Genomic DNA, 19,127 nt, shown 5'->3' with positions numbered 1-19,127 from the left:
TGCGGCTCAGGAGGTGAGCCAGCCCTGGAACTTGGTGGACACGGTCTTGTAGTTGTCCGCCCACCAGGACGCGTTGAGGTAGAAGCTGGTGCCCACGGTTTCGGCGGTGCCCGGCAGGTCTTTCGCGTCGGCCGCCGGGATTTGGGCGAGGGCGGCCTTAGACGTGGGCGTGTAGCCGAGGGTGCGTATGATCCGCAGCTGTGTCTCCGGTTCGAGTGAATACTGGACCGCCTTCATCGCGGCGTCGCGGCTGGCACCGCCGCGGAGCACCACCAGTTGTTCCACGTCGACCATCGCCTGGTTCCACGTGTATTCCAGTTTGACCCCGCTTTTGATGATCGTCTTCACGCGCGACAAGTTCAGGTCCGCGGTGACCAGTTCGCCGGTGGACACGGCGTTGGTGAGCGAGTTGTTGTCCAGGAACACCGCGTTCGGTTTGATCCGGTCAAGGCTGCGGAAGGCCCGGTCGACGTCGAGCGGGTAGAGACGGTCCATCGCCACGCCGTCCGCCAGTAGCGCGATTTCCAGGGTGAACCACGGCAGTCGCTGGAAACCGCGCTTGCCAGGGAACTTCCGCACGTCCCAGACGTCGGCCCACGAGTTCATTTGGCCGGACACCATCGAGGCGTTCCAGAAGATGTTGTGGCTGAACTGGTAGTACGGAATGCTGTACTCGGTGATCAGGCTGGGGTTGACCACGTCCTCGTGGGTCACCACGGTCCGGTCGAGCTTCTCCAGCACGCCGCTGGCGCGCAGCTGGGCGAGCGCGGGGCCTTGCGCGTCAGCGATGTCGTCCTGTGAACGGCCCGCGGCGGCCAGCGAAATCAGTTTCGTGACGTCGTTGGCGTCCGCGGTGTACTTGACGCCGATCCCTGTCGACTGGGTAAAGGGGTCGAACATCGCTGACTTGATACCGTCCTGGTAGGAACCGCCGTACCCGGCGTAGACCAGCTCGCTCGACGCGCCGCCGCCACCACCACCGCAGGCGGACAGGAAACCGGCGCCGAGCACCGTGCCGGAGGCCATAGCACCCAGGCGCAGGAAGTGTCGGCGCCCGATCGGCTCGTGTGTGGTCATTTCCGTTACTCCTTCTCCGAGCTAGGCATGACACGAATTGACCCGGCTGGCAGCTCGACGCCGACGCGCCGGCCGGGTTCCCAGACCGTGTGACTCCCGTTGTGGCTGACCGAGCACCGGAGCCTCCCGGCTCCGGGCACGTCAACCTCGTACTGGCTGGTACCGCCGAGATAGACGGCCTCGTGGACGACACCGGAGAACGTTGCCGGCCGGTCGCTGATCTGGATTCGCTCCGGCCGAATCAGCACGACGCCATCCGCGCCCCCGGCCAGCCCGTGGGCCGGCACGGAAAGCACGACGTCTCCCACGCTGACGTGACCGTCGTCCACGATCCGGGCGGGGATCGTGTTGTTGTCGCCGAGGAAGTCGGCGACGAAGATCGACACCGGGGTCTCGTACAGTTCCGCGGGTGTGCCGACCTGTTCGATCCGGCCCTGGCGCATGATCGCGACGCGGTCTGACATGGACATGGCCTCGTCCTGGTCGTGCGTCACGTAGACCACCGTCAGCCCGAGTTCCCGTTGCAGGCTCCGGATTTGCAGCTGTAGCTGCATGCGCAGCTTGCGATCCAGTGCGCCCAGCGGTTCGTCCATCAGCAACACCGGTGGGTTGAACACGACCGCGCGAGCGACCGCGACGCGTTGCTGCTGACCGCCCGAAAGCTGACCTGGATAACTGTCCGCCCACTGTTCCAGCCGGACCAGCTTAAGCGCTTCGCTGACCCGGCGGGCGATCTCCGGACGCCGCAGCCGCCGCATCTCCAGCGGGAAAGCCAGGTTCTGGAACACGGTCAGATGCGGGAACAGTGCATAGTTCTGGAACACCATGCCGATGTCGCGATGGGTCGGCGGGACGTTCGCGACGTCCCGGCCGTCGATGAGCACGCCGCCACCGGACGGTTGCACGAACCCGGCGAGCATCATCAGCGTCGTTGTCTTGCCGCAGCCCGACGGGCCGAGCAGGGTGAAGAACTCGCCCGCCGGAATGTCCAGGTCGATCCCGTCGACCGCCCGTGCGCCGGCGTACTCCTTGGTCAGCCCGCGCAGGCTCACTGAGCCGCGCCGGGTCGTCGTCGCTCTGGTGACCGCGCTCGTCATTTCTTCCTGCCCTTCCGGGAGCCCAAAGCGGCCAGCAGGGGCGCCAGTCCGACGCCGGCCCCGGCCAGCGCCATGATCACGACCGCGGCCGCGGCGATCGTCGGGTCGCTCTGGATCGTCAGCGAGTCATACATCTGAACCGGTAGCGTGCTGACCCGCACGCCGCTGAGGAAGATCGCTATTGACGTCTCGTCGAACGAGGCGATGAACGCGAGGAACAGGGCGACCACAATGGACGGTCGCAGCAGCGGCACCAGGACCCGGGTCAGCCGCTTCCACGGCCGGGCGCCGAGGCTCGCCGCGGCCTGTTCGATTTTCGGGTCGAGTTTGCGCGCGCTCGCCAGCACGACGATGAACGCGAACGGGATGGCAAGCGCGGTGTGGGCGAGAATCAGTCCGGTGCGGCTGTCGGTGAGATACAGCGGGAGGAACGCGACGAACATCGCCGCCGCCGCGACCACCGTGGGAAACAGCAGCGGTACCAGCATGAGCGTGTTGGTCAGTCCGCCGAGTCTGCTCAGGCCACTGCGCGCCACGCCGAGGGCGGCCAGCGTGCCCAGCGTGGTGGCGAGCACAGCGGCCACGGCCGCGACCTGAAGCGACGTGACGATCGGTTCACTCCACGCCGCGTCGGCGAGGTTGCGGTACCACTGGAGCGACCAGCCGGGCGGCGGCACCACCATCGCGCGCGACGACGACAGCGACACCGGGATCGCGATGAACTGGGGCAGCAGGAGCAGCAGCCCGACCACGAGGCTGTACGCCTTGAGCAGCCAGCCCGCGCGCGAGATCCCGCTGGTGTCGAGCGGCCGGACCAGCACGGCCAGCATCCGCGTGAGCACGCCCGCCGAGGTCCGGCCGGGAACGGTGGCGCCGGACTGGGCCGCGTTCCGCGGCGCCGCAAGGGTTTCCAGAGAACCGCCGAAGCGCCATTTGTACAGCGCCACGACACCCAGCACACACAGCGCGAGGAGGGTGGCGGCGGCCGCGGCGAAACCGTAGTCCGCTCGCTGCGCGATCGCCGCCTGGATCGTCACGCCGAGCATCGCGCCGGAGTTGCCGCCGAGGATGGCCGGGATCACGAACGCGCCTACGCCGTAGACGAAGCACAGCACGACCCCGGCTTCGATCCCCGGTTTGGTCTGCGGCAGGTAGATCCGTATGAACGCCGTGGCGGGCGCGGCGCCGAGGCTCTGCGCGGCGGGCACGAGGTTCGCCGGGACATGCCGCATCACGCTGGTCAGCGGCAGGATCATCAGCGGGAGCATGTAGTGCGTCAGCCCGACCGCGACGGCGAACGGGCTGAACAGCAGGTCGTGCGTGCCCAGGCCGAGCACCTCGGTCAGCTTGTTCACCAGTCCCTGGCGGCCGAGAATCACCTGCCAGGCGAAGCTGCGCACCAGTACACTCGTGACGTACGGGGTGATCACGCAGAACATCAGGAACTTCCGCCACCCCGGCCCGGCGGTGACCATGACGTGCGCCAGCGGGTACCCGAGCAGCAGGCTCAGCGCGGTGGCCATCGCGGAGATCCCGATGGTGCGCAGGATCGTCCAGACATACCCGAAGTTCTCGAACACCGCACCGTAGTTGTGCAGACCGACAGTGGGGTCGGTGAAGCTCCTGACCAGCAGCACGGCGAGCGGCACGACGTACACGACCACGATGAACAGGGCTGCCGGGACGCACAGCCACAGCGAGCTCCCGCGCGGCGTTCGGCCGAGGCCCGGCTTCGTGGCGAGCGGGACCTCCGGCAGTGCGGCCCGGGTGGTCATCGCGAGTAGACCTTCCGGCCGCCCAGCCACGTCGCCTCGACGGTGATCGCACCCAGGTCCGGCGCGGTCAACGGGTCCGCCCCGGTGACGACGAAGTCGGCGTGCTTGCCGATTTCGATCGAGCCGATCTCGTTCTCGCGGCCGAGTGAGTAGGCCGCCCATCGGGTGTACATCGCGATCGCCTCGTCGACCGTGATTGCCTCCTGCGGGTCGAGCACCGCCCCGTCCTGGCTGCGGCGCGAGATCGCGGCCTGCATCGCGGGGAACGGGTGATGCTGGTCGGGGGTGATGCCGATGGCGTCGGAGTTGCCCGGGACGGGCAGGCCCGCGTCGATCAATGTGCGGAACGGCATCACCGGGCCGATCCGATCCCGCCCGAGGTGCTTGACGTAGCCGGGCGCGGTAGTGAGCAGGAACGCCGGCTGTGGCACCGGGACGATCCCGGCCCGGGCGAGTCGCTTGACCCGCTCGCTGGTCATGAACATGTTGCCGGCATGCTCGATCCGGTGCCGCAGCACGCCGTGCCGGGCTTCGGGCAGCGCTTCAACGGCGTCGATGGCCTGGTCGAGCGCGCGGTCGCCGATGGCGTGCATGGCGATCTGCAGGTCGGCGTCGTCGACGATGCGGACGATCTCGCGGACCTCCTCGTCGGTGAAGGCCAGTTCGCCACGATAGCCGGGCTGACCGGGGTAGTCGTCGTGGAGCGCGGCCGCGCCCGCGGTGAGCCCACCGTCGAGGAAGATCTTGATGCCGTTGAGCCGCAGGCGTGCCGGATCGGCCGTGGCGAAGTGCGCGCCGAGTCGGCCCGATGTAATGTCCTCTTTGGACAGTATGGTGGGCAGCTTCGGATAGACGGCGGTGCGGAGCAGGAGATCGTCTTCGAGCGTGAGCAGCGCGTCGAGGCCCTCGGTGTGCAACAGGATGTCACCCAGCGCGGTGACGCCGACGCTGAGATACCGCTGCTGTGCCCGCTTGATGCCGTCGACGAGAGCTCCGAGGGGCGGCTGGGGTCCGCCGAGAGCGGCGAACATGTCGTAGGTGCGCCCGGTCGCGGTGCCGTCCGTGTCCCGCTCGATCCGGCCGCCTGGCGCGTCCGGGGTGTGGTCGTCGACGCCGAGCACGCGCAGCCCCCGGGAGTTGAAGACGTTTAGGTGGTAGCTGGCGCGGTACATGACCGGATGGTTCACGCTGACCTGGTCGAGGTCGTGCCGGTCGGGATACCGTCCTTCGGTGAGTTTGAGGTGCTGGTAGTGCTCGCCCTGCCCGAGCACCCACTCCCCGGCGGGGGTCTTGTTCGCCTTGTCCCGCAACACGTCCACGATCGCCGCAACCGAGGAAACTCGGCCGGCGCGGCAGTCCTCCGCGATCTCCCACGCGTACGCGAGCAGTTCCAGGTGTGAGTGGGCGTCGATGAGTCCAGGTAGGACAGTAGCGCCGTGGAGATCGACGATCTCGGGGTCGCCGGGCACGCGTAGCACGCTCTCCCGGTCGCCGACCGCGACCACGACGCCGTCGCAGAAGCGGAAGGAGTCCGCGATCGTGCGCCGGTCGTCCATTGTGACCACCCGTGCATTGACGACGCATACATCGTTGTCGGGCAAGGTGTTCTCCTCTGTTATCCTAAGTGGACCGTCTTGAGTTCGAGGAACTCCTCGACCCCGGCCCGGCCGCGCTCGCGACCGAGCCCGCTTGCCTTGGCCCCGCCGAAGGGCAGTTGCGGTTCGCTGATCAGCGCGCGGTTCACCGCGACCGAGCCGACCACCAGCCGGCGTGCGACGGCGAGCGCCCGCTGGCGGTCACGCGTGAAGACGTACCCCGCGAGACCGTATTCGGTCGCGTTCGCCAGCCGGACGGCATCCTCTTCGTCCCGGCAACGGACGACAGCCAGCGCGGGCCCGAACATCTCCTCCCTGAACACCGCGGGCGGAGCGTCCCCGGGGGCGGCGATCAAGGCAGGCTCGAGGAACGCGCTCACGGCGTTCTCGCTTGACCGCCGACCGCCGGTGACCAGCTTGCCGCCTTGGCCGACGGCGGCGGCAAGCTGGTCTTCGAGCCGCTTGACGGCGGCCAGGTCGATCAGCGGTCCGAGGTTCGTGCCTGCCTCGCGTGGGTCACCCACGCGCAGGGTTTCCGTGTGCTCGCGGAGCTTTTCGACCAGGGTGTCGAAGACCGGCTCGACGGCGTAGACGCGGTTGGCGGCCATGCAAGCCTGGCCCGCGTTGAGGAACCTCGCCCGCACGAGCTGGGCGGCGGTGAGGTCGAGGTCGGCGTCCGCCAGCACCACAGCGGGCGAGTTCCCCCCGAGTTCGAGCAGGACCCTTTTGATCGTACCGGCCGCGGCCCGCATGATCCGTTCGCCGACCATGCGGGAGCCGGTGAAACTCACGCACGCGATCTCTGGAGCGCTGAGCAGCACGTCACCGACCTGCTCGGGTCGGCTGGCGGTCACGACGTTCCAGACCCCGGCAGGCAGCCCGGCCCGCTCGAACACCCCGGCGAGAGCGAGTGCGGTCAACGGGGTCTGTTCCGCGGGCTTGTGCACCACGGTGCATCCCGCGGCGATGGCGGCGCCGACCTTGCACGCCACCAGGAATGCCGGGAAATTCCACGGTGTGATGGCAGCGACGACCCCGACCGGTTCGCGTAGCACGGCCGCGTCGCGATCGCCGGTGATCCCCGGCCAGTACTCACCGTGCAGCCGCAGGGTTTCGTGGCTGAACCATTCGAAGAAACGGATCGTGTTGGCCGCCTCGCCGCGGGCCTCGGCGAGCGGTTTGCCGGTCTCCGCGCAGATCAGCTCCGCGAGCTCGCCGGCCACCTCGCGCAATGCGTTCACGCAGCGCCGCAGCACCTCGAACCGTTCCCAGCCCGGCATCGACGCCCAGCTGGGCAATGCGTCCGACGCCGCGACGATCGCGGTCTCGATGTCCACAGTGGATGAATCAGTGACTCGGGCGAGGTGTTCGCCGGTCGCGGGTTCGAACACGTCGAAACAGTCGCCATCGGGTGCGCTGCCCACGAGACGCTCGACGGCGGCACGGCTGGGGGGCGTGGTGGTACTCATGGCAACCGGTACTCCTCGTCCGCGACACCCGGTCCCCATTGGACGTCTCCGAAGTGGACGGCGAGCTGGATCAGCTGGCTGTCCGGCGCGGCACCGTGCCAGTGCTCCACGCCGGGCTCGGTCCAGCACACGTCGCCAGGACCGAGCGTCGCCGTTTCCCCGTCGCGCTCCTGAATCCAACCCTGCCCGGCGATCGTGTACAGCAACTGCCCACCCTGGTGCCGATGCCAGTGCGTGCGGGAGCCGGGCGCGAAATACATGGTAAGTGCGCGGGTTCCGGCCTCGTTGAGCACGATGTCCGACCAAACCTGGCCGGTGGTCGTCGACGACCGCAGCCCGGTTTCCCTGCCCTGCGGGATGCCGCGTCCGATATGCATGTCGCTTGTCTCCCTCTGCAGTGGACTCAGGCGTCGGCAAGCATGTGCCGGGCGGCGTTATAGCCGGTGACGCCGCTCATGAAGTTCCCGGGCCAGGTCCCGACCCCGCACAGGTACAGGCCGGGGACGGGGGTGCGCGATCCGGCGCAGCCGGGCATCGGCCGGGAGTCGAAGATGTGGCCGGGCACGATATCCCCGTGCGCGCCGTTGCCTTCCGGAAGCGCGAACTCTCGCTCCAGGTCGAGCGGGGAATACACGTGGTAGTCCGCCAGCACCTGCGACAGGTTCGGAATGTGCTCCTCCAGCGTCGCGACGACGGCCTTGCCCAGGTCGTCCTTCTGCTCTTCCCACGTGCCGTGCGCCAGGTGGTACGGCACGCCACGGACGCTGAGGCTGACGAAATGGCAGCCCGACGGGGTGAGTGACGGGTCGTGCGCCGAGTCGATGATTCCGGTGATCGTCGGGCGGTCGGTCCACCTCCCGGCCACCGCCTCGGCATAGGCGTGCTGCAACACCTCCAGGCTCGGCGCGACCCGGAAGTTGGTGCCCAGGAACAGTTCGTTCTCCGCGGCGGAGGTCGCGGCCGCGAACCGGGGGGTGCCGTCGAGCGCCAGGTGCACCTTCGCCGACGAGCCCTTCACCGAGATCGCTTCGGCCTGCCGGTAGAGCTCCTCGCCCAGATCCGCCGGGCCGAGCAGCCGGGTCAGCGTCAGTTTGGCGCTGGCGTTGGACAACACGCGCCGTGCCCGGAGCTCGGTCCCGTCCGCGAGCACTACGCCCGTCGCCCGCGCGTCCTCGCACAGCACCTTCGTGACCTCGGCACCGGTGCGGATCTCCACTCCGAGGGCACGGCAGGACGCCGCCATCGCACCAGTGACCGCGCCGATCCCGCCGAGGGGCGCGCCGTTGCGCATCATCAGGTCGTTGTCGTCCTGGGTGCCGGCGCGGCGCATCGACTCCTCCCACAGCGGACGCTGCAGGAGCAAGTATGCGCTGCCCGGGGTACGCGGGCCGACGAGGTTGGTCGCCACCGCGGTCCCAGCGAAGAACGCTTGCAGCTCAGGGGAGTCGAGGTGCTCTTCGAGGATGTCGGCGACTGATCCGAACATTACCTGCTCGAACGCCCGCTGCTGCGAGGGCGTCCGGAACCGTGCGGCCACGGACGCGAAACTGGGGGGCGGATCGTAGAACGACACGTCCATCTGCCGCGCCACCGTGCGGAAGAAGTCGAGCACGCCGTAGAAGCCGTCGGGATCACGCTCGCTGCGGGCGAACTTCACGATCTCGGCGTGCCGCCGCTCACGGTCGCGCCAGGGCGCCAGCGCGCGTCCGTCGGAGAACATCGTGAGTGAACCGAGTTCGGGGTGCCGGAACCGCAGCCCGAACCGGGCCAGTTCCATGTCCCGGACTATCTGCGGGTCGAGGCTGTGACTGGCGTTTGCCACGCTGCTGCCGCGGTAGCCCGGGAAGATCTCCTCGGTGACACAGGTGCCGCCGACCAGGTCACGCCGCTCCAGCATCAGCACCCGCCATCCGGCACGGGCGAGGTAGAAGGCACCGATCAGTCCACTGTGGCCAGTTCCTATCACGATCGCGTCGTAGTTTCGCACGAGTGACCCCTAGCCGAGCGGCCGAATGGTGCGCGAGGAGATCCGCCACCCGTTGGCGCAGCGGCGAACCATGTCGCGGTACTCGGCGGCGGCGACCCCGGTCTGGCGGAGCGTCAGCGCCTTGGACACGCAGGCGGCCTCGTTCGGCCCAGCCGGGGTGACGACCACGTTGGTGATGTGGTGGCTCAGCGCGGGCGTCGCGATGACCTTGAACGCCTCGATCAGCGCGGGCAGGCCCTCGGCGGTGAGCCGGCCGGGGTTGTCGAACCGGATCTCGGGTGCGAACACGTCGCCAAGCCGGTCGTAGTCGTGCGCGTCGAGGACGTACGCGACCGAGGCGAGCAGCTGGTGGATCTGCGCTTGATCGTCAGGCGAGAGCATGCCGGGCAACTGGGGTTCCTCCGGATCCGGACAACTTCCATCTGGTGGTTGTATCGCTTCCGCTTGGCAGTAGTATGAGCATGTGGTCAAACCGAAGTCAAGCCATCTCGCACGCCCAATAAACCGGGTTTCCGAGCGCCGAGCCTGGATCGCCGAGGCGGTCCGCAGAGTCGAGGCGGACGCCAACCGCAGCGCGGACACCCACCTGCATGTCTTCGAGCTCCCAGGCATGCCCGAGGTGGACCTGTACCTGAAGGACGAGTCGGTGCATCCGACCGGCAGTCTCAAGCACCGGCTCGCCCGGTCGCTGTTCCTGTACGCCCTGTGCAACGGCTGGCTCGGACCCGGCACCACCGTAGTCGAGGCTTCCAGCGGATCGACCGCGGTCAGCGAGGCGTATTTCGCGCGGCTGCTGGGTCTGCCGTTCGTGGCGGTGATGCCCGCAGCCACCAGCCGCGAGAAGATCTCGCTGATCGAGTCCTTCGGCGGGCAGTGCCACTTCGTGGAGCAGTCTGCGGAAGTCTACGAGGAGGCGCGGCGACTGGCACGCGAGAAGGGCGGCCACTATCTCGACCAATTCACGCACGCCGAGCGTGCGACGGACTGGCGCGGCAACAACAACATCGCTGAGTCGATCTTCGCGCAGTTGGCTGCGGAACGACATCCCATCCCCTCCTGGATTGTACTGAGCGCGGGCACCGGTGGTTCGTGCGCCACCATCGGCCGCTATCTGCGGTACCGGCGGCACCCCACGCACATGCTCGTCGCCGATCCCGAGAACTCCGTGTTCATCGACAGCTGGCTTCGTGACGATCCGACGGTGCGGACCGACGCGTCCTCGCGTATCGAAGGGATCGGCCGCCCGCGGGTCGAGCCATCGTTCGTCCCCGGTGTCGTCGACGACATGCTCCGGGTGCCGGACGGGGCTTCGATCGCCGCCATGCGCTGGGCTTCGAATCGGCTCGGCCGCCGGGTCGGCGCGTCGACCGGCACCAACGTCTGGGCGGCGCTGCACGTGGCCCGGCTGATGGCGGAGAGGGGTGAGCGGGGCAGTATCGTCACCCTGCTCTGCGACGGCGGCGAGCGGTACGCCAGCACGTATTTCGACGACGGCTGGCTGCGGGCGCGCGGCATCGACTTCGCGCCGTACGCGGAGGTGCTGGAGGACTACGAGCTGACCGGTAGGTTCCGTCCCGAGGAGTGTGTCTGCGATGGACAGTAGTAGCGGTGCGAACGGGGGGGTCCGGTCGGTAACGCGGGCGCTGTCGCTGCTGTCCGCGGTCGCCCGCGGGCCGAAGACGCTCACCGCGCTGGCCGGGCATTCCGGGGTGAGCCTCAGCACTGCATCCCGCCTGCTCGGTACCTTGAAAGCCACCGGCTATGTCAGCCAGGACACCGACGGCGCCTACATTCCCGGCCCTGAGCTGACCGCGATGATCTCCGCGACCGACCTGTGGGCCGGCATCCGGTCGATCGCCGCTGACACCGTACGGGACCTGCACGCGCGAGCGGACGAGACGAGCGCGTTCTTCGTCCGCGCCGGCGACGACCGGCTGTGCATCGAGTCCGCGGAATCCAGCAAGCTGGTCCGGCGGGTCTGCCTGCCCGGCGAACGGGGCCCGGTTTACCTTGGCGCGGCAGGAAAGGCGTTGCTGGCCTTCAACAACGCCGAGAACCAGCCCGTCGGCCTGCCCGCCGGCACGGACGGCTTCGCCCTGTCCGGCGGCCAATACCGGTCGCTGGACGCGCTTCGGGCCGAATGCGCCGAGGTCAGGGCGCGGGGTTACGCCTACAGCGCTCGCGAATCGACGAATGAGTCCTGGTCCGTGGCCGCGCCGGTGTACCGGCAGCGCACCCTCGTCGGCGTGCTGTCGGTCGTCGTTCCCCTGACCCGCTCCGACGAGGACTACGTCCAACGGCTAATCCAGCTCACCTGCGAGGTCGCCACCGACCGGAGCGGGTGAACATTTCGCTGGCTACCGCTCCGCGGAGCCAGCCCGGCGGAGTTGCGCCGGGCCGGCTCCGCCGTGGACGTCATGCCCGCTGGGCCAGCAGGCCGGTGCTGGCATCCCGGCCGGCGCCGGTCGGCAGGGCGAAGATGGTGACCAGCAAGGAATGCAGGCAGAACCCAGTCGCCACCGACAGATCAGTCTTGGAGCCTGAGCACGCCAAGCCGGGAACGACCGCGTGGCTTCAGACTGGCTGGACCGCCCCGGAAACGCGGCGCTAACGGCTAGCGGGCGTCATGCGCGATGTGAGGACTTCACCGAGCAATGCGACGCGGTGGTAGCACCGGAGATCCGACGGATGTGGTACGCGCGGCCACCGACCTCGTCGAACGCCTGTCCTGACCCGCACCTGTCCGATCGAACAGGTGCCGCACTGCTTGGACGGCCGGTCTTGGGTGTCCACATCGGGGGTTAGCAGTCCTACGTCTACCCGCCGACCGGCGCGACGACCTAGCGTTCCCTCCAATCCGCGCCGTGCCCCTCGTCACGAGCGGAAGTCAGCCGGAGAGGAGACGCCGCATGAAGGTCGAGGAGCTGCTCAAGCCGTTCCCGCTCAAGGAGTTCCATCCGTTCCCGCGGGCCCCTGATGGGCCCAGGGGCGCACAAGATGATCGGCCCGGAGGCGATCAAGCTCGGCTTCACCAAGCCGCTGGTGATGACCTCCGGCCTGCGCCGAACCGACATCGTGCACAACATCGTCGAGTCGCTGAAGTACCACGGCCTGGAGCAACAACTTCGAGGGCTTCAACAAGTCGGAGAACCCGAACAACCCGCCGCACATCGCGGTGTCCACGACCGCGGGCACCGGCTCGGAGACATCCTGGGCCTACGTCATCACCGACACCACCACCGACCCGGAGAACCCGCACAAGTACGTCGCCTTCGACGACGCCTCGGTCACGAGCCTCGCCATCGACGATCCAGTGCTGTACTACGACTGCCCCGTCGACTACACGGCGCAGTGCGGATTCGACGTCCTCGCGCACGCCTCGGAGCCCTACGTCTCGCGGCTGAACTTCTAGCCATCACCCGGCACGTGCTCGGTGACGCCTGCACTCCGGGCTACGCCAAGGAATGCACGTTCGACACGGTCCGCCCGGTCGTCGAGCACTGCATGACCGGCGACCTGGACGACCTGCTCGGCTGACCCGGCGTGGGGTGGCGGGCCCACCACCCCACCCAGAAGCGGAGGAACCGTGCACGACACCACCGAAGCCCCGTTCGAGTCGGTGCAGGAGGTCCTGGACCGGTTCGCCGAGGGCGGCTACCTCGCCGACCAGCGCCTGGCGACCAACGTTTTCCTCAGCACCCGGCTGGAGAAACCACTGCTGCTCGAAGGACCCGCCGGCGTCGGCAAGACCGAACTGGCCAAGGCGCTGGCGACCGCGACCGGCAGGCGGCTGCTCCGGCTCCAGTGCTACGCGGGGCAGGACGAAACCAAGGCGCTCTACGAATGGGACTACGGAAAGCAGCTGCTCTACAACCAGATGCTGCGGGACAAGATCGGTGAGCTCGTCGCCGGGGCTCCCGACCTGCACACCGCAGTCGACGCGATCGGCGACCAGAACAGCATCGACGAGGTCGACCGGGCCGACGAGGCGCTCGAAGCCGTTCTGCTGGAATGCCTTGGCGAGTACCAGGTCTCGGTGCCCGGTGTGCGGCAGCGTCCCCGCGTGGGCAATCGAGATTCCGGAAAGAAGCCTTCGAGTCCTTACGAGAAACCCGTAATCATGTGTGGCGATCGTACCAATGCGAGGAGGAAGTGGCGCGTATTCCTGGGACAACGTTGTGAATTCTCCGGCCTCGTCATACGCCTCATATCCCGACGGAGTTTCCGACCATGGATTCGCATGTGAGTTCGACTATCACGTCAGACTTGCCGGAGACTTGATGAATTTTGCGTCTGAAAAGCGTCGCGGGGATGACACCGCGCAGGCTCAATGCGCAGCGCACAGCCCGACCTTGCCCGATTCGTCGGCAGACCGGGCAAGCGCACCTGTTCCGACGACGCCGGACAGGGTGGGAGGTGTGGAGTGGCATGCGGTTTTCGATCAGACCCCCGTTCCCACCGCGGTGCTGGATGTGCAGGGCCGCCCCCAGTACGTGAACCCGGCGCTCTGTAATCTACTGGGCCACGGAGCCGCAGACCTACTGCGGCCGCGCCCGCACGACACCTTGTGTCCAGGCCACGCGGCCCTGCAGAACGCCATTGTCGGGGACACCCTCTCGCGCGGACACGCTGTGTCGGAAACTTGGTACCCCAAGCCCGACGGCCAGACGATCTGGGTACGGCTATCAGGTTCGGTCATCAACGATACCGTCGGCCGCCCGTGCGCCGTCCTGTTGCAGGCAGAGGACGTCACCACCCGCCGTAGCTGCGAAATCCTGTGGGACCAGTGTTTCGCCACGGCGCCGACCGGGATGGCGCTGCTCGATCTGCAGGGGTATTGGACATCGGTGAACGACACATTGTGCGGCCTGCTGGGTTACCGTCGCGATGAGATTCTCGCACGACATTTTTCCGATATGACCTATCCCGGCGATGACGAGCAGGGCGACACCGCCCTCGCAGATCTGCGTGCGGGCCACACAAAGACGGTCAGCGTGGAAAAACGCTATAGACACAAGGACGGACACCCAATCACGGTATTGATCCGATCCAGCGTCGTCACCAGCCCGGACGGACGGCCGTCCTTCCTCGTCAGCCACTACGAGGCGATCGGCAACGGACGCATGACCGATGCCCACCTCGCCCACCTCGCATTGCACGACCCGCTGACCGGACTGGCCAATCGCGCCTTACTCGCCGACCGCCTACACCACCACCTCGCCGCGCTCGCCGCTGGCAGCGGCGTTCTGGCCGTGCTCGTCGCCGATCTCGACCAGCTCAAACAAGTCAACGACCGCTACGGCCACCTCGCCGGTGACCATCTCCTGACCGCAGCCGCCGACCAACTGCTGGCCGGCGTGGACCCCAGTGCCACGGTGGCACGACTCGGCGGCGACGAATTCGTCGTCGCCAGCCTCGCCGACGACATCCCCACAGCCGAAACGCTACGGGACCACATCGCAGAACTTCTCAACACCAAGACCACCGCAGCCGGACACCAGGTCAACTTGAAAGCCAGCGTCGGGATCGCCGTAACCCGAGATCCCAACACTGAACCAAAAGAACTCCTGCACCTAGCCGATCAAGACATGTACACCCGCAAAAAGAACCCCCGAAACGCATAACACACGACGCCATCACTTGATGACCGTCCGGCGCTCTCGCCCCAACCGTTCGAAGCCGAACCGACGGCCGTCTACGGGCACCTGCGCACCTTCGACACCGCCGAACTGCACCGGCTGGGGACCGGCACCGGACTGCCCTACAAGGTCGACGAGCACCACGGCGGCTGACTCGTCATCGACTCCGCCTAATGGGCGTGTCGGTCCTTGAGCACTGTTGGGAGGGGCCGTTGCTGTTGATCGTGGCACCACACCTTGATCGACACGGCAAACAGGTCAAGATCCACGGTCAGATGAGCCCACGCTTGCTTGCTTCGTAGACGGCTTCCGCGCGGGTGGAGACATCCAGCTTGCGCATGATGTTGCGCACGTGGAACTTCACCGTCGTCTCGGAGATGTAGAGCTGGCCGCCGACGTGCCGGTTGCTCGACCCGGTGGCCATCAGCCGGAGCACACCCAGCTCGCGTTCGGTCAGTTCCGGTGCGGTGGAGCGGTTGTACATCGAGTGCACCATCGTCGCGGCCGAGCGCGAGTCGAACGCGCACTCCTTGCGGGCCACCGCGCGGATCGCGCGGACCAGCTCGGTGGTGTCGACGTCCTTGACCACGTAACCACAGGCAGTGCGGTGCACGGCGTCGACAACGAGCTTCTCGTCCAGGAACGTCGTCAGCACCAGGCCCCCGAGACCCTCGTGCTCCCCGGTCAACCGCTCACAGGGCCAGGCCCTCAGTGTCCTCACCCGAGGACAGGGGAACTAGGAGTCTTCAGGTGCGGCGGGCGTGAGAGAGCTGTCTGGCTCTGCCGTCGTTGCGTGCTCACCCGTTCCCATTCGGTACGTTGGCTGCATGTCCGAGCAGGAGGCCTGGCACACGCGGATCGTCCCGCAAAGCCCGCACGCCCAGCTGCAAGCCACGCAGACGCTCATCAGCATGGAACGGTGGCGCAACGTCGCACCCGAGCGACTGGTCCCCGAGCTTGAAGTCTTCTTCTCAGCGGGCTGGTGTGTCGATGCGCTGGTCCAGGCACTGCACGATCGCCCCGACGGGTCACCACAGAAGCAGGTCAGCACCGCCAAGCGCACCGACCTGGTGCGGTACCTGCTCAACCAGTGGCGCGACAGCCAGGGCATACCGGTGGCGCCGCCGGTGGAGGCCGGCGAAGGCACCGGCGCGGTAGCGACGACCTCGAGCGAACAGCAGCGGGACGAAACCCGGTCCCGGGTACACCACCAGTGGCCGCGAACGGTCCCGCCGGAGACCTGGGACCAGGTGGCCGCAGCGGTCAAACGGCTCCGCGCGGCGATGCGGTGGCTCGACGAGCAGATCAGCGACACCGAGCTGCGGGAGCTGACCGCACCGTTCTTCCGGGCCGGCTGGAGCGTGAACTGTCTGCTGCACGCGCTGAAAGTCTCGGGCAGAACGCACCGGGCGGCCCCATTCGAGCCGGATCCCCGGAAAGCTCTCGGCGAGGCACTGCAGGCCCGGCTGGCGACCTGGACCTACACCAGCAACCACCTGCCGAAACGCCCACCCATCCCGGTTCTGTCCTATGAGGAATGGGACGCACGGCAAGCCGCGCTCGGTGCCTACGACGTGCGGGAAAAACGCAAGTCGGCATCACAGGTACAGCTGGAAGCCCTGCAGCAGGCCCGTGCCACCGACGCGCGACGGCGCGCTCATCGAGCGCTGGAACGGTTGAACGAGATCCGGGCCGAGTCCAAAGCCGAGCAGTCCTTGGACGCGCTGTACGAGATCGGGCCGGCGGCACCACGGCTCCGCGGCGAGGACGGCCCCGTGCGCGCAACCCAAAAGGCCATTTTGCACGAGCGGTTGATCGAGGGTGTCGAGTTCCTGACCGCCACCGACGCCGGGTTGATCCAGTGGCTGCGGTCGCTGGTGGAGATGGAGCCCGAGGCCATCGGGCCCGAAGCGGCGCAGGTGACCCGGGCCCGGCTGCGGGACTCGCGGACGATGGCAGCGCTGGCCGCCCTGAAGCACTACGGCGGCGTCGGCGGACACGAGTTCAGCGGCACCACATTGGCCATGGCGCAGTACGTGGCCAGCGGCGCCGACCTCGAAGCCAGCCAAGAAGTCTCAGACCTGTGGCGGGTGCTGCGCAAAGCCATCCGGGCCCACGACCAGCGCAGGCGAACCAGCAAGCCAACAGCAGCAGGTGCTCAACAGCACGTTCGCGGCGGCCCCATCCGCAAGGCCTTCACCCGCCCGTAGCACCTGGGGTGAGCCCAACGCCTCAGCTGGCCGGGTCCGGTTCGGTATGAGTGACTCCGCCCGCTGCTGGTGCGCCACCGATTCCAGGCGGCGGCGCTCCAACGCCGACACCGACCTGGCATCGGCCGCAGGTTCGTCGGGCATGCGGTGCTCCCGGTCGGCAGCACCGGCTGGCCGGGAACCTCGATTGCCGAGTCAGCGGGAATACGGGGCGCGGTACAGGATCGGACGCAGAACTGGCAGCGATGGAAGCTACCGCTTGGCGCGGCCACGGTGCCACACGCGAGAAGCCGCATGGCTGATGAATCACGGCGCCTGAAATGGCGACAGAAATGGCTTCCCTAGCAGGCCACCGGTCGTAGCGACCCGGTCCAGCACACATTGCGGTCATCATCGCGGCCCTGCAGGACGTGCGGCCTGCGTGCACCGCAAAGTTCGGCGATAGCTGTCGCTCTCGCCCGTGGCGACGGCTTCCGGGGCCCGCGGGATCACGCGTGTGTGGCCGTGCCGGTGAATCGGATGTGCGGTGGGCCTTCCGGATTCGGCTTGGTGATGGCGCATTCCACGCCGTAGACCGTTCGGACCAGGTCCTCGGTGAGGACTTCGGCGGGGCTGCCCGCCGCTACGACCGCACCGCGCTGGAGGACGACCAGCCCGTCGCAGAAGGTTGCGGCCAGGTTCAGGTCGTGCAGCGCCACTACCGCTGTCACCGGCAGTCGGCGGACCAATTCCAGGAGCGCGAACTGGTGGGCGATGTCGAGGTGGTTGGTCGGCTCGTCCAACAGCAGTTCCGTTGGCTGCTGCGCGAGCGCGCGGGCGATCTGGACGCGTTGGCGTTCGCCGCCGGAAAGGGTGTGCCAACGCCGGTCGGCCAGCGCTTCGAGGTCAGCGTGCATGAGTGCCCGACGCACTGCCTCCGCGTCGGTGTCCCGTGCGGTGCCCCACGAACTGCGGTGCGGCGTGCGACCGAGGGAAACCACTTCGGTGACGGTGATGTCGAGCTCGGTGGTGGATTCCTGGTCGACCAGGGCGATCCGGCGGGCGAGGGCGCGGCGGCCGATGCCCGTGATGTCCACGTCGTCGACGAGGACCCTCCCCGAGGACGGTTGGCGCAGACCGGCGAGCAACCGCAGCAGCGAGGACTTCCCAGATCCGTTGGGGCCCAGCAATCCGAGGGTCGAGCCGGGTTCGACCTCAACGCGTATCCCGTTCACGATTGCCGCGCCACCGCGTGACCACGACACGTCCAGGGCGCGCAGGCTCATGGCATGCCTCTCCTCCGGATCAACAGGAACGCGAAGGCGGGCACTCCGACCAGCGCCGTGACGACACCGACGGGCACTTCCTGCGGCGCGGCCACGGTTCCGGCCAGTGCATCGACCCAGACCAGCAGGACCGCGCCGAGCACTGCGGTGGTCGGCAGCAGGGCGCGGTGTCGGGTACCTACCAGGAACCGGGCGGCTTGCGGGAGCACGAGCCCGACGAAACCGATAGCACCCGAGGTGGCCACCAGCGTCGCGGTCAGCAGCGCGGTTCCCACCAGCAGCAGCCCGCGAACTCGCGCCACCGAGATGCCCAGCGAAGCGGCGGAATCGCGACCGAAGGCGAACGCGTCGAGCGAGCCGGCCTGCGACTGGCAGAGCAACAGCCCCACCGCGCAAACGATGCCGGCCAGCGCGACGTCGTCCCACCGCGCTCCGGCGAGCGAACCGAGGAGCCAGAACAGCACGCCCTGGGTCTGCTGGGCGTCGGCGGAGGTCATCACGATGTAGGAGGTCAGCGCCGAGAACAGCTGGCTGCCGGCGACACCGGCGAGGATCACCCGGCTGGTCCCGCCGCCTGCCAACGCCGACAGCCCCATCACGAGCGCGAACGCGACCATGGCACCGCCGAACGCCCCGGCAGCCAGCCCGATCGTCCCGGCACCGACCCCGAGCACCGCGATCGCCACCGCGCCGGTGGACGCTCCCGCCGAAATCCCCAGCAGGAAGGGATCCGCCAGCGGATTCCGCAACATCGACTGCAGGACCGCCCCGCACACGCCCAGCCCCGCGCCACAGATCGCGGCCAGCAGCGCCCGCGGCAGGCGCAACTCCCACACGATTCCCTGCGTGATCCGGGAAACGCCGGTGGTGCCCAGTCCCAGCTTGGCGCGGACCACTTCGGCGACCTCTGCGACCGAGATGTCGGCAGGCCCGATGGTGATCACGAAGGCGATCGACACCACGAGCACCGGCAGGGCGCCGCCGACCAGCCAGGCGGCGCGGACCTGACGCAC

The 19,127-nt window shown here is 67.9% G+C and carries 16 protein-coding genes and 2 pseudogenes; 6 read left to right on the top strand and 12 right to left on the bottom strand.

All coding sequences use genetic code 11. From position 1 onward, the window contains the following. Window positions 1-6 precede the first annotated feature (6 nt). Genes FDZ84_RS22215 through FDZ84_RS22180 form a run of 8 tightly spaced genes read right to left on the bottom strand, consistent with a single transcriptional unit; the run spans window position 7 to window position 9,381 of the window. The gene (locus FDZ84_RS22215) at window positions 7-1,077 is read right to left on the bottom strand and encodes an ABC transporter substrate-binding protein (RefSeq protein WP_168587476.1); all 1,071 of its coding nucleotides are present in this window, start codon (window positions 1,075-1,077) and stop codon (window positions 7-9) included. Between the two features lie 5 nt (window positions 1,078-1,082). Further along, on the bottom strand, window positions 1,083-2,174 hold the full coding sequence (locus FDZ84_RS22210) for an ABC transporter ATP-binding protein (protein ID WP_168587475.1): 1,092 nt from the start codon (window positions 2,172-2,174) through the stop codon (window positions 1,083-1,085). Then, window positions 2,171-3,949 (bottom strand): ABC transporter permease subunit, encoded by a 1,779-nt coding sequence (locus FDZ84_RS22205; RefSeq protein WP_168587474.1) that lies wholly within the window; start codon window positions 3,947-3,949, stop codon window positions 2,171-2,173. Before FDZ84_RS22205 ends, FDZ84_RS22210 begins: the two co-directional genes overlap by 4 nt. After that, window positions 3,946-5,550, bottom strand: coding sequence for an amidohydrolase (locus tag FDZ84_RS22200; RefSeq protein ID WP_168587473.1), 1,605 nt, complete (start codon window positions 5,548-5,550; stop codon window positions 3,946-3,948). Before FDZ84_RS22200 ends, FDZ84_RS22205 begins: the two co-directional genes overlap by 4 nt. A gap of 14 nt (window positions 5,551-5,564) precedes the next feature. Further along, entirely contained in the window at window positions 5,565-7,013 is a 1,449-nt protein-coding gene (locus tag FDZ84_RS22195) for an aldehyde dehydrogenase (protein WP_168587472.1), read from the bottom strand. Continuing rightward, the gene (locus tag FDZ84_RS22190; RefSeq protein ID WP_168587471.1) at window positions 7,010-7,390 is read right to left on the bottom strand and encodes a cupin domain-containing protein; all 381 of its coding nucleotides are present in this window, start codon (window positions 7,388-7,390) and stop codon (window positions 7,010-7,012) included. The genes FDZ84_RS22195 and FDZ84_RS22190 overlap by 4 nt, the downstream gene beginning before the upstream one ends. Before the next feature lie 26 nt (window positions 7,391-7,416). After that, a complete protein-coding gene (locus tag FDZ84_RS22185) occupies window positions 7,417-9,000 on the bottom strand; it encodes an NAD(P)/FAD-dependent oxidoreductase (protein ID WP_168587470.1) in 1,584 nt (527 codons plus the stop codon). A gap of 9 nt (window positions 9,001-9,009) precedes the next feature. Then, window positions 9,010-9,381, bottom strand: a complete 372-nt coding sequence (locus tag FDZ84_RS22180) for a nuclear transport factor 2 family protein (protein ID WP_168587469.1) — start codon at window positions 9,379-9,381, stop codon at window positions 9,010-9,012. Between the two features lie 82 nt (window positions 9,382-9,463). Between FDZ84_RS22180 and FDZ84_RS22175 the strand changes: the two genes are divergently transcribed. From FDZ84_RS22175 to FDZ84_RS22155, 5 genes and pseudogenes are all read left to right on the top strand, one after another. Beyond that, window positions 9,464-10,603 (top strand): PLP-dependent cysteine synthase family protein, encoded by a 1,140-nt coding sequence (locus FDZ84_RS22175; protein WP_168587468.1) that lies wholly within the window; start codon window positions 9,464-9,466, stop codon window positions 10,601-10,603. After that, the gene (locus FDZ84_RS22170) at window positions 10,593-11,345 is read left to right on the top strand and encodes an IclR family transcriptional regulator (RefSeq protein WP_168587467.1); all 753 of its coding nucleotides are present in this window, start codon (window positions 10,593-10,595) and stop codon (window positions 11,343-11,345) included. Before FDZ84_RS22175 ends, FDZ84_RS22170 begins: the two co-directional genes overlap by 11 nt. A 564-nt stretch (window positions 11,346-11,909) precedes the next feature. Beyond that, window positions 11,910-12,409: pseudogene (locus FDZ84_RS40830) on the top strand (iron-containing alcohol dehydrogenase); the annotation flags it as partial. A gap of 222 nt (window positions 12,410-12,631) precedes the next feature. Next, window positions 12,632-13,048: pseudogene (locus tag FDZ84_RS22160) on the top strand (AAA family ATPase); the annotation flags it as partial. A gap of 370 nt (window positions 13,049-13,418) precedes the next feature. Next, complete coding sequence (locus tag FDZ84_RS22155) at window positions 13,419-14,624, top strand: diguanylate cyclase domain-containing protein (RefSeq protein ID WP_246868344.1); 1,206 nt, start codon at window positions 13,419-13,421, stop codon at window positions 14,622-14,624. A gap of 12 nt (window positions 14,625-14,636) precedes the next feature. On the opposite strand, the gene FDZ84_RS37885 is transcribed toward FDZ84_RS22155, so the two are convergent. Further along, window positions 14,637-14,783 carry a hypothetical protein gene (locus tag FDZ84_RS37885; RefSeq protein WP_210435045.1) on the bottom strand — a complete coding sequence of 49 codons (147 nt, stop codon included), beginning with the start codon at window positions 14,781-14,783 and terminating at the stop codon, window positions 14,637-14,639. A gap of 127 nt (window positions 14,784-14,910) precedes the next feature. Next, a complete protein-coding gene (locus FDZ84_RS22145) occupies window positions 14,911-15,327 on the bottom strand; it encodes a LuxR C-terminal-related transcriptional regulator (RefSeq protein WP_371812653.1) in 417 nt (138 codons plus the stop codon). 139 nt (window positions 15,328-15,466) lie between these two features. On the opposite strand from FDZ84_RS22145, the gene FDZ84_RS22140 reads away from it, so the two are divergent. After that, complete coding sequence (locus FDZ84_RS22140; RefSeq protein ID WP_168587465.1) at window positions 15,467-16,849, top strand: hypothetical protein; 1,383 nt, start codon at window positions 15,467-15,469, stop codon at window positions 16,847-16,849. Between the two features lie 488 nt (window positions 16,850-17,337). Here FDZ84_RS22140 and FDZ84_RS22135 read toward each other — a convergent pair whose 3' ends face one another. Together FDZ84_RS22135 and FDZ84_RS22130 are read right to left on the bottom strand one after the other, a co-directional pair. Continuing rightward, a complete protein-coding gene (locus FDZ84_RS22135) occupies window positions 17,338-18,114 on the bottom strand; it encodes an ABC transporter ATP-binding protein (RefSeq protein ID WP_168587464.1) in 777 nt (258 codons plus the stop codon). Beyond that, complete coding sequence (locus tag FDZ84_RS22130) at window positions 18,111-19,127, bottom strand: iron ABC transporter permease (protein ID WP_168590264.1); 1,017 nt, start codon at window positions 19,125-19,127, stop codon at window positions 18,111-18,113. The genes FDZ84_RS22135 and FDZ84_RS22130 overlap by 4 nt, the downstream gene beginning before the upstream one ends.

This window comes from Saccharopolyspora sp. ASAGF58 (genome assembly GCF_012277335.1).
Taxonomy (GTDB): domain Bacteria; phylum Actinomycetota; class Actinomycetes; order Mycobacteriales; family Pseudonocardiaceae; genus Saccharopolyspora; species Saccharopolyspora hattusasensis.
This window is presented reverse-complemented; position numbering and strand designations above follow the sequence as displayed.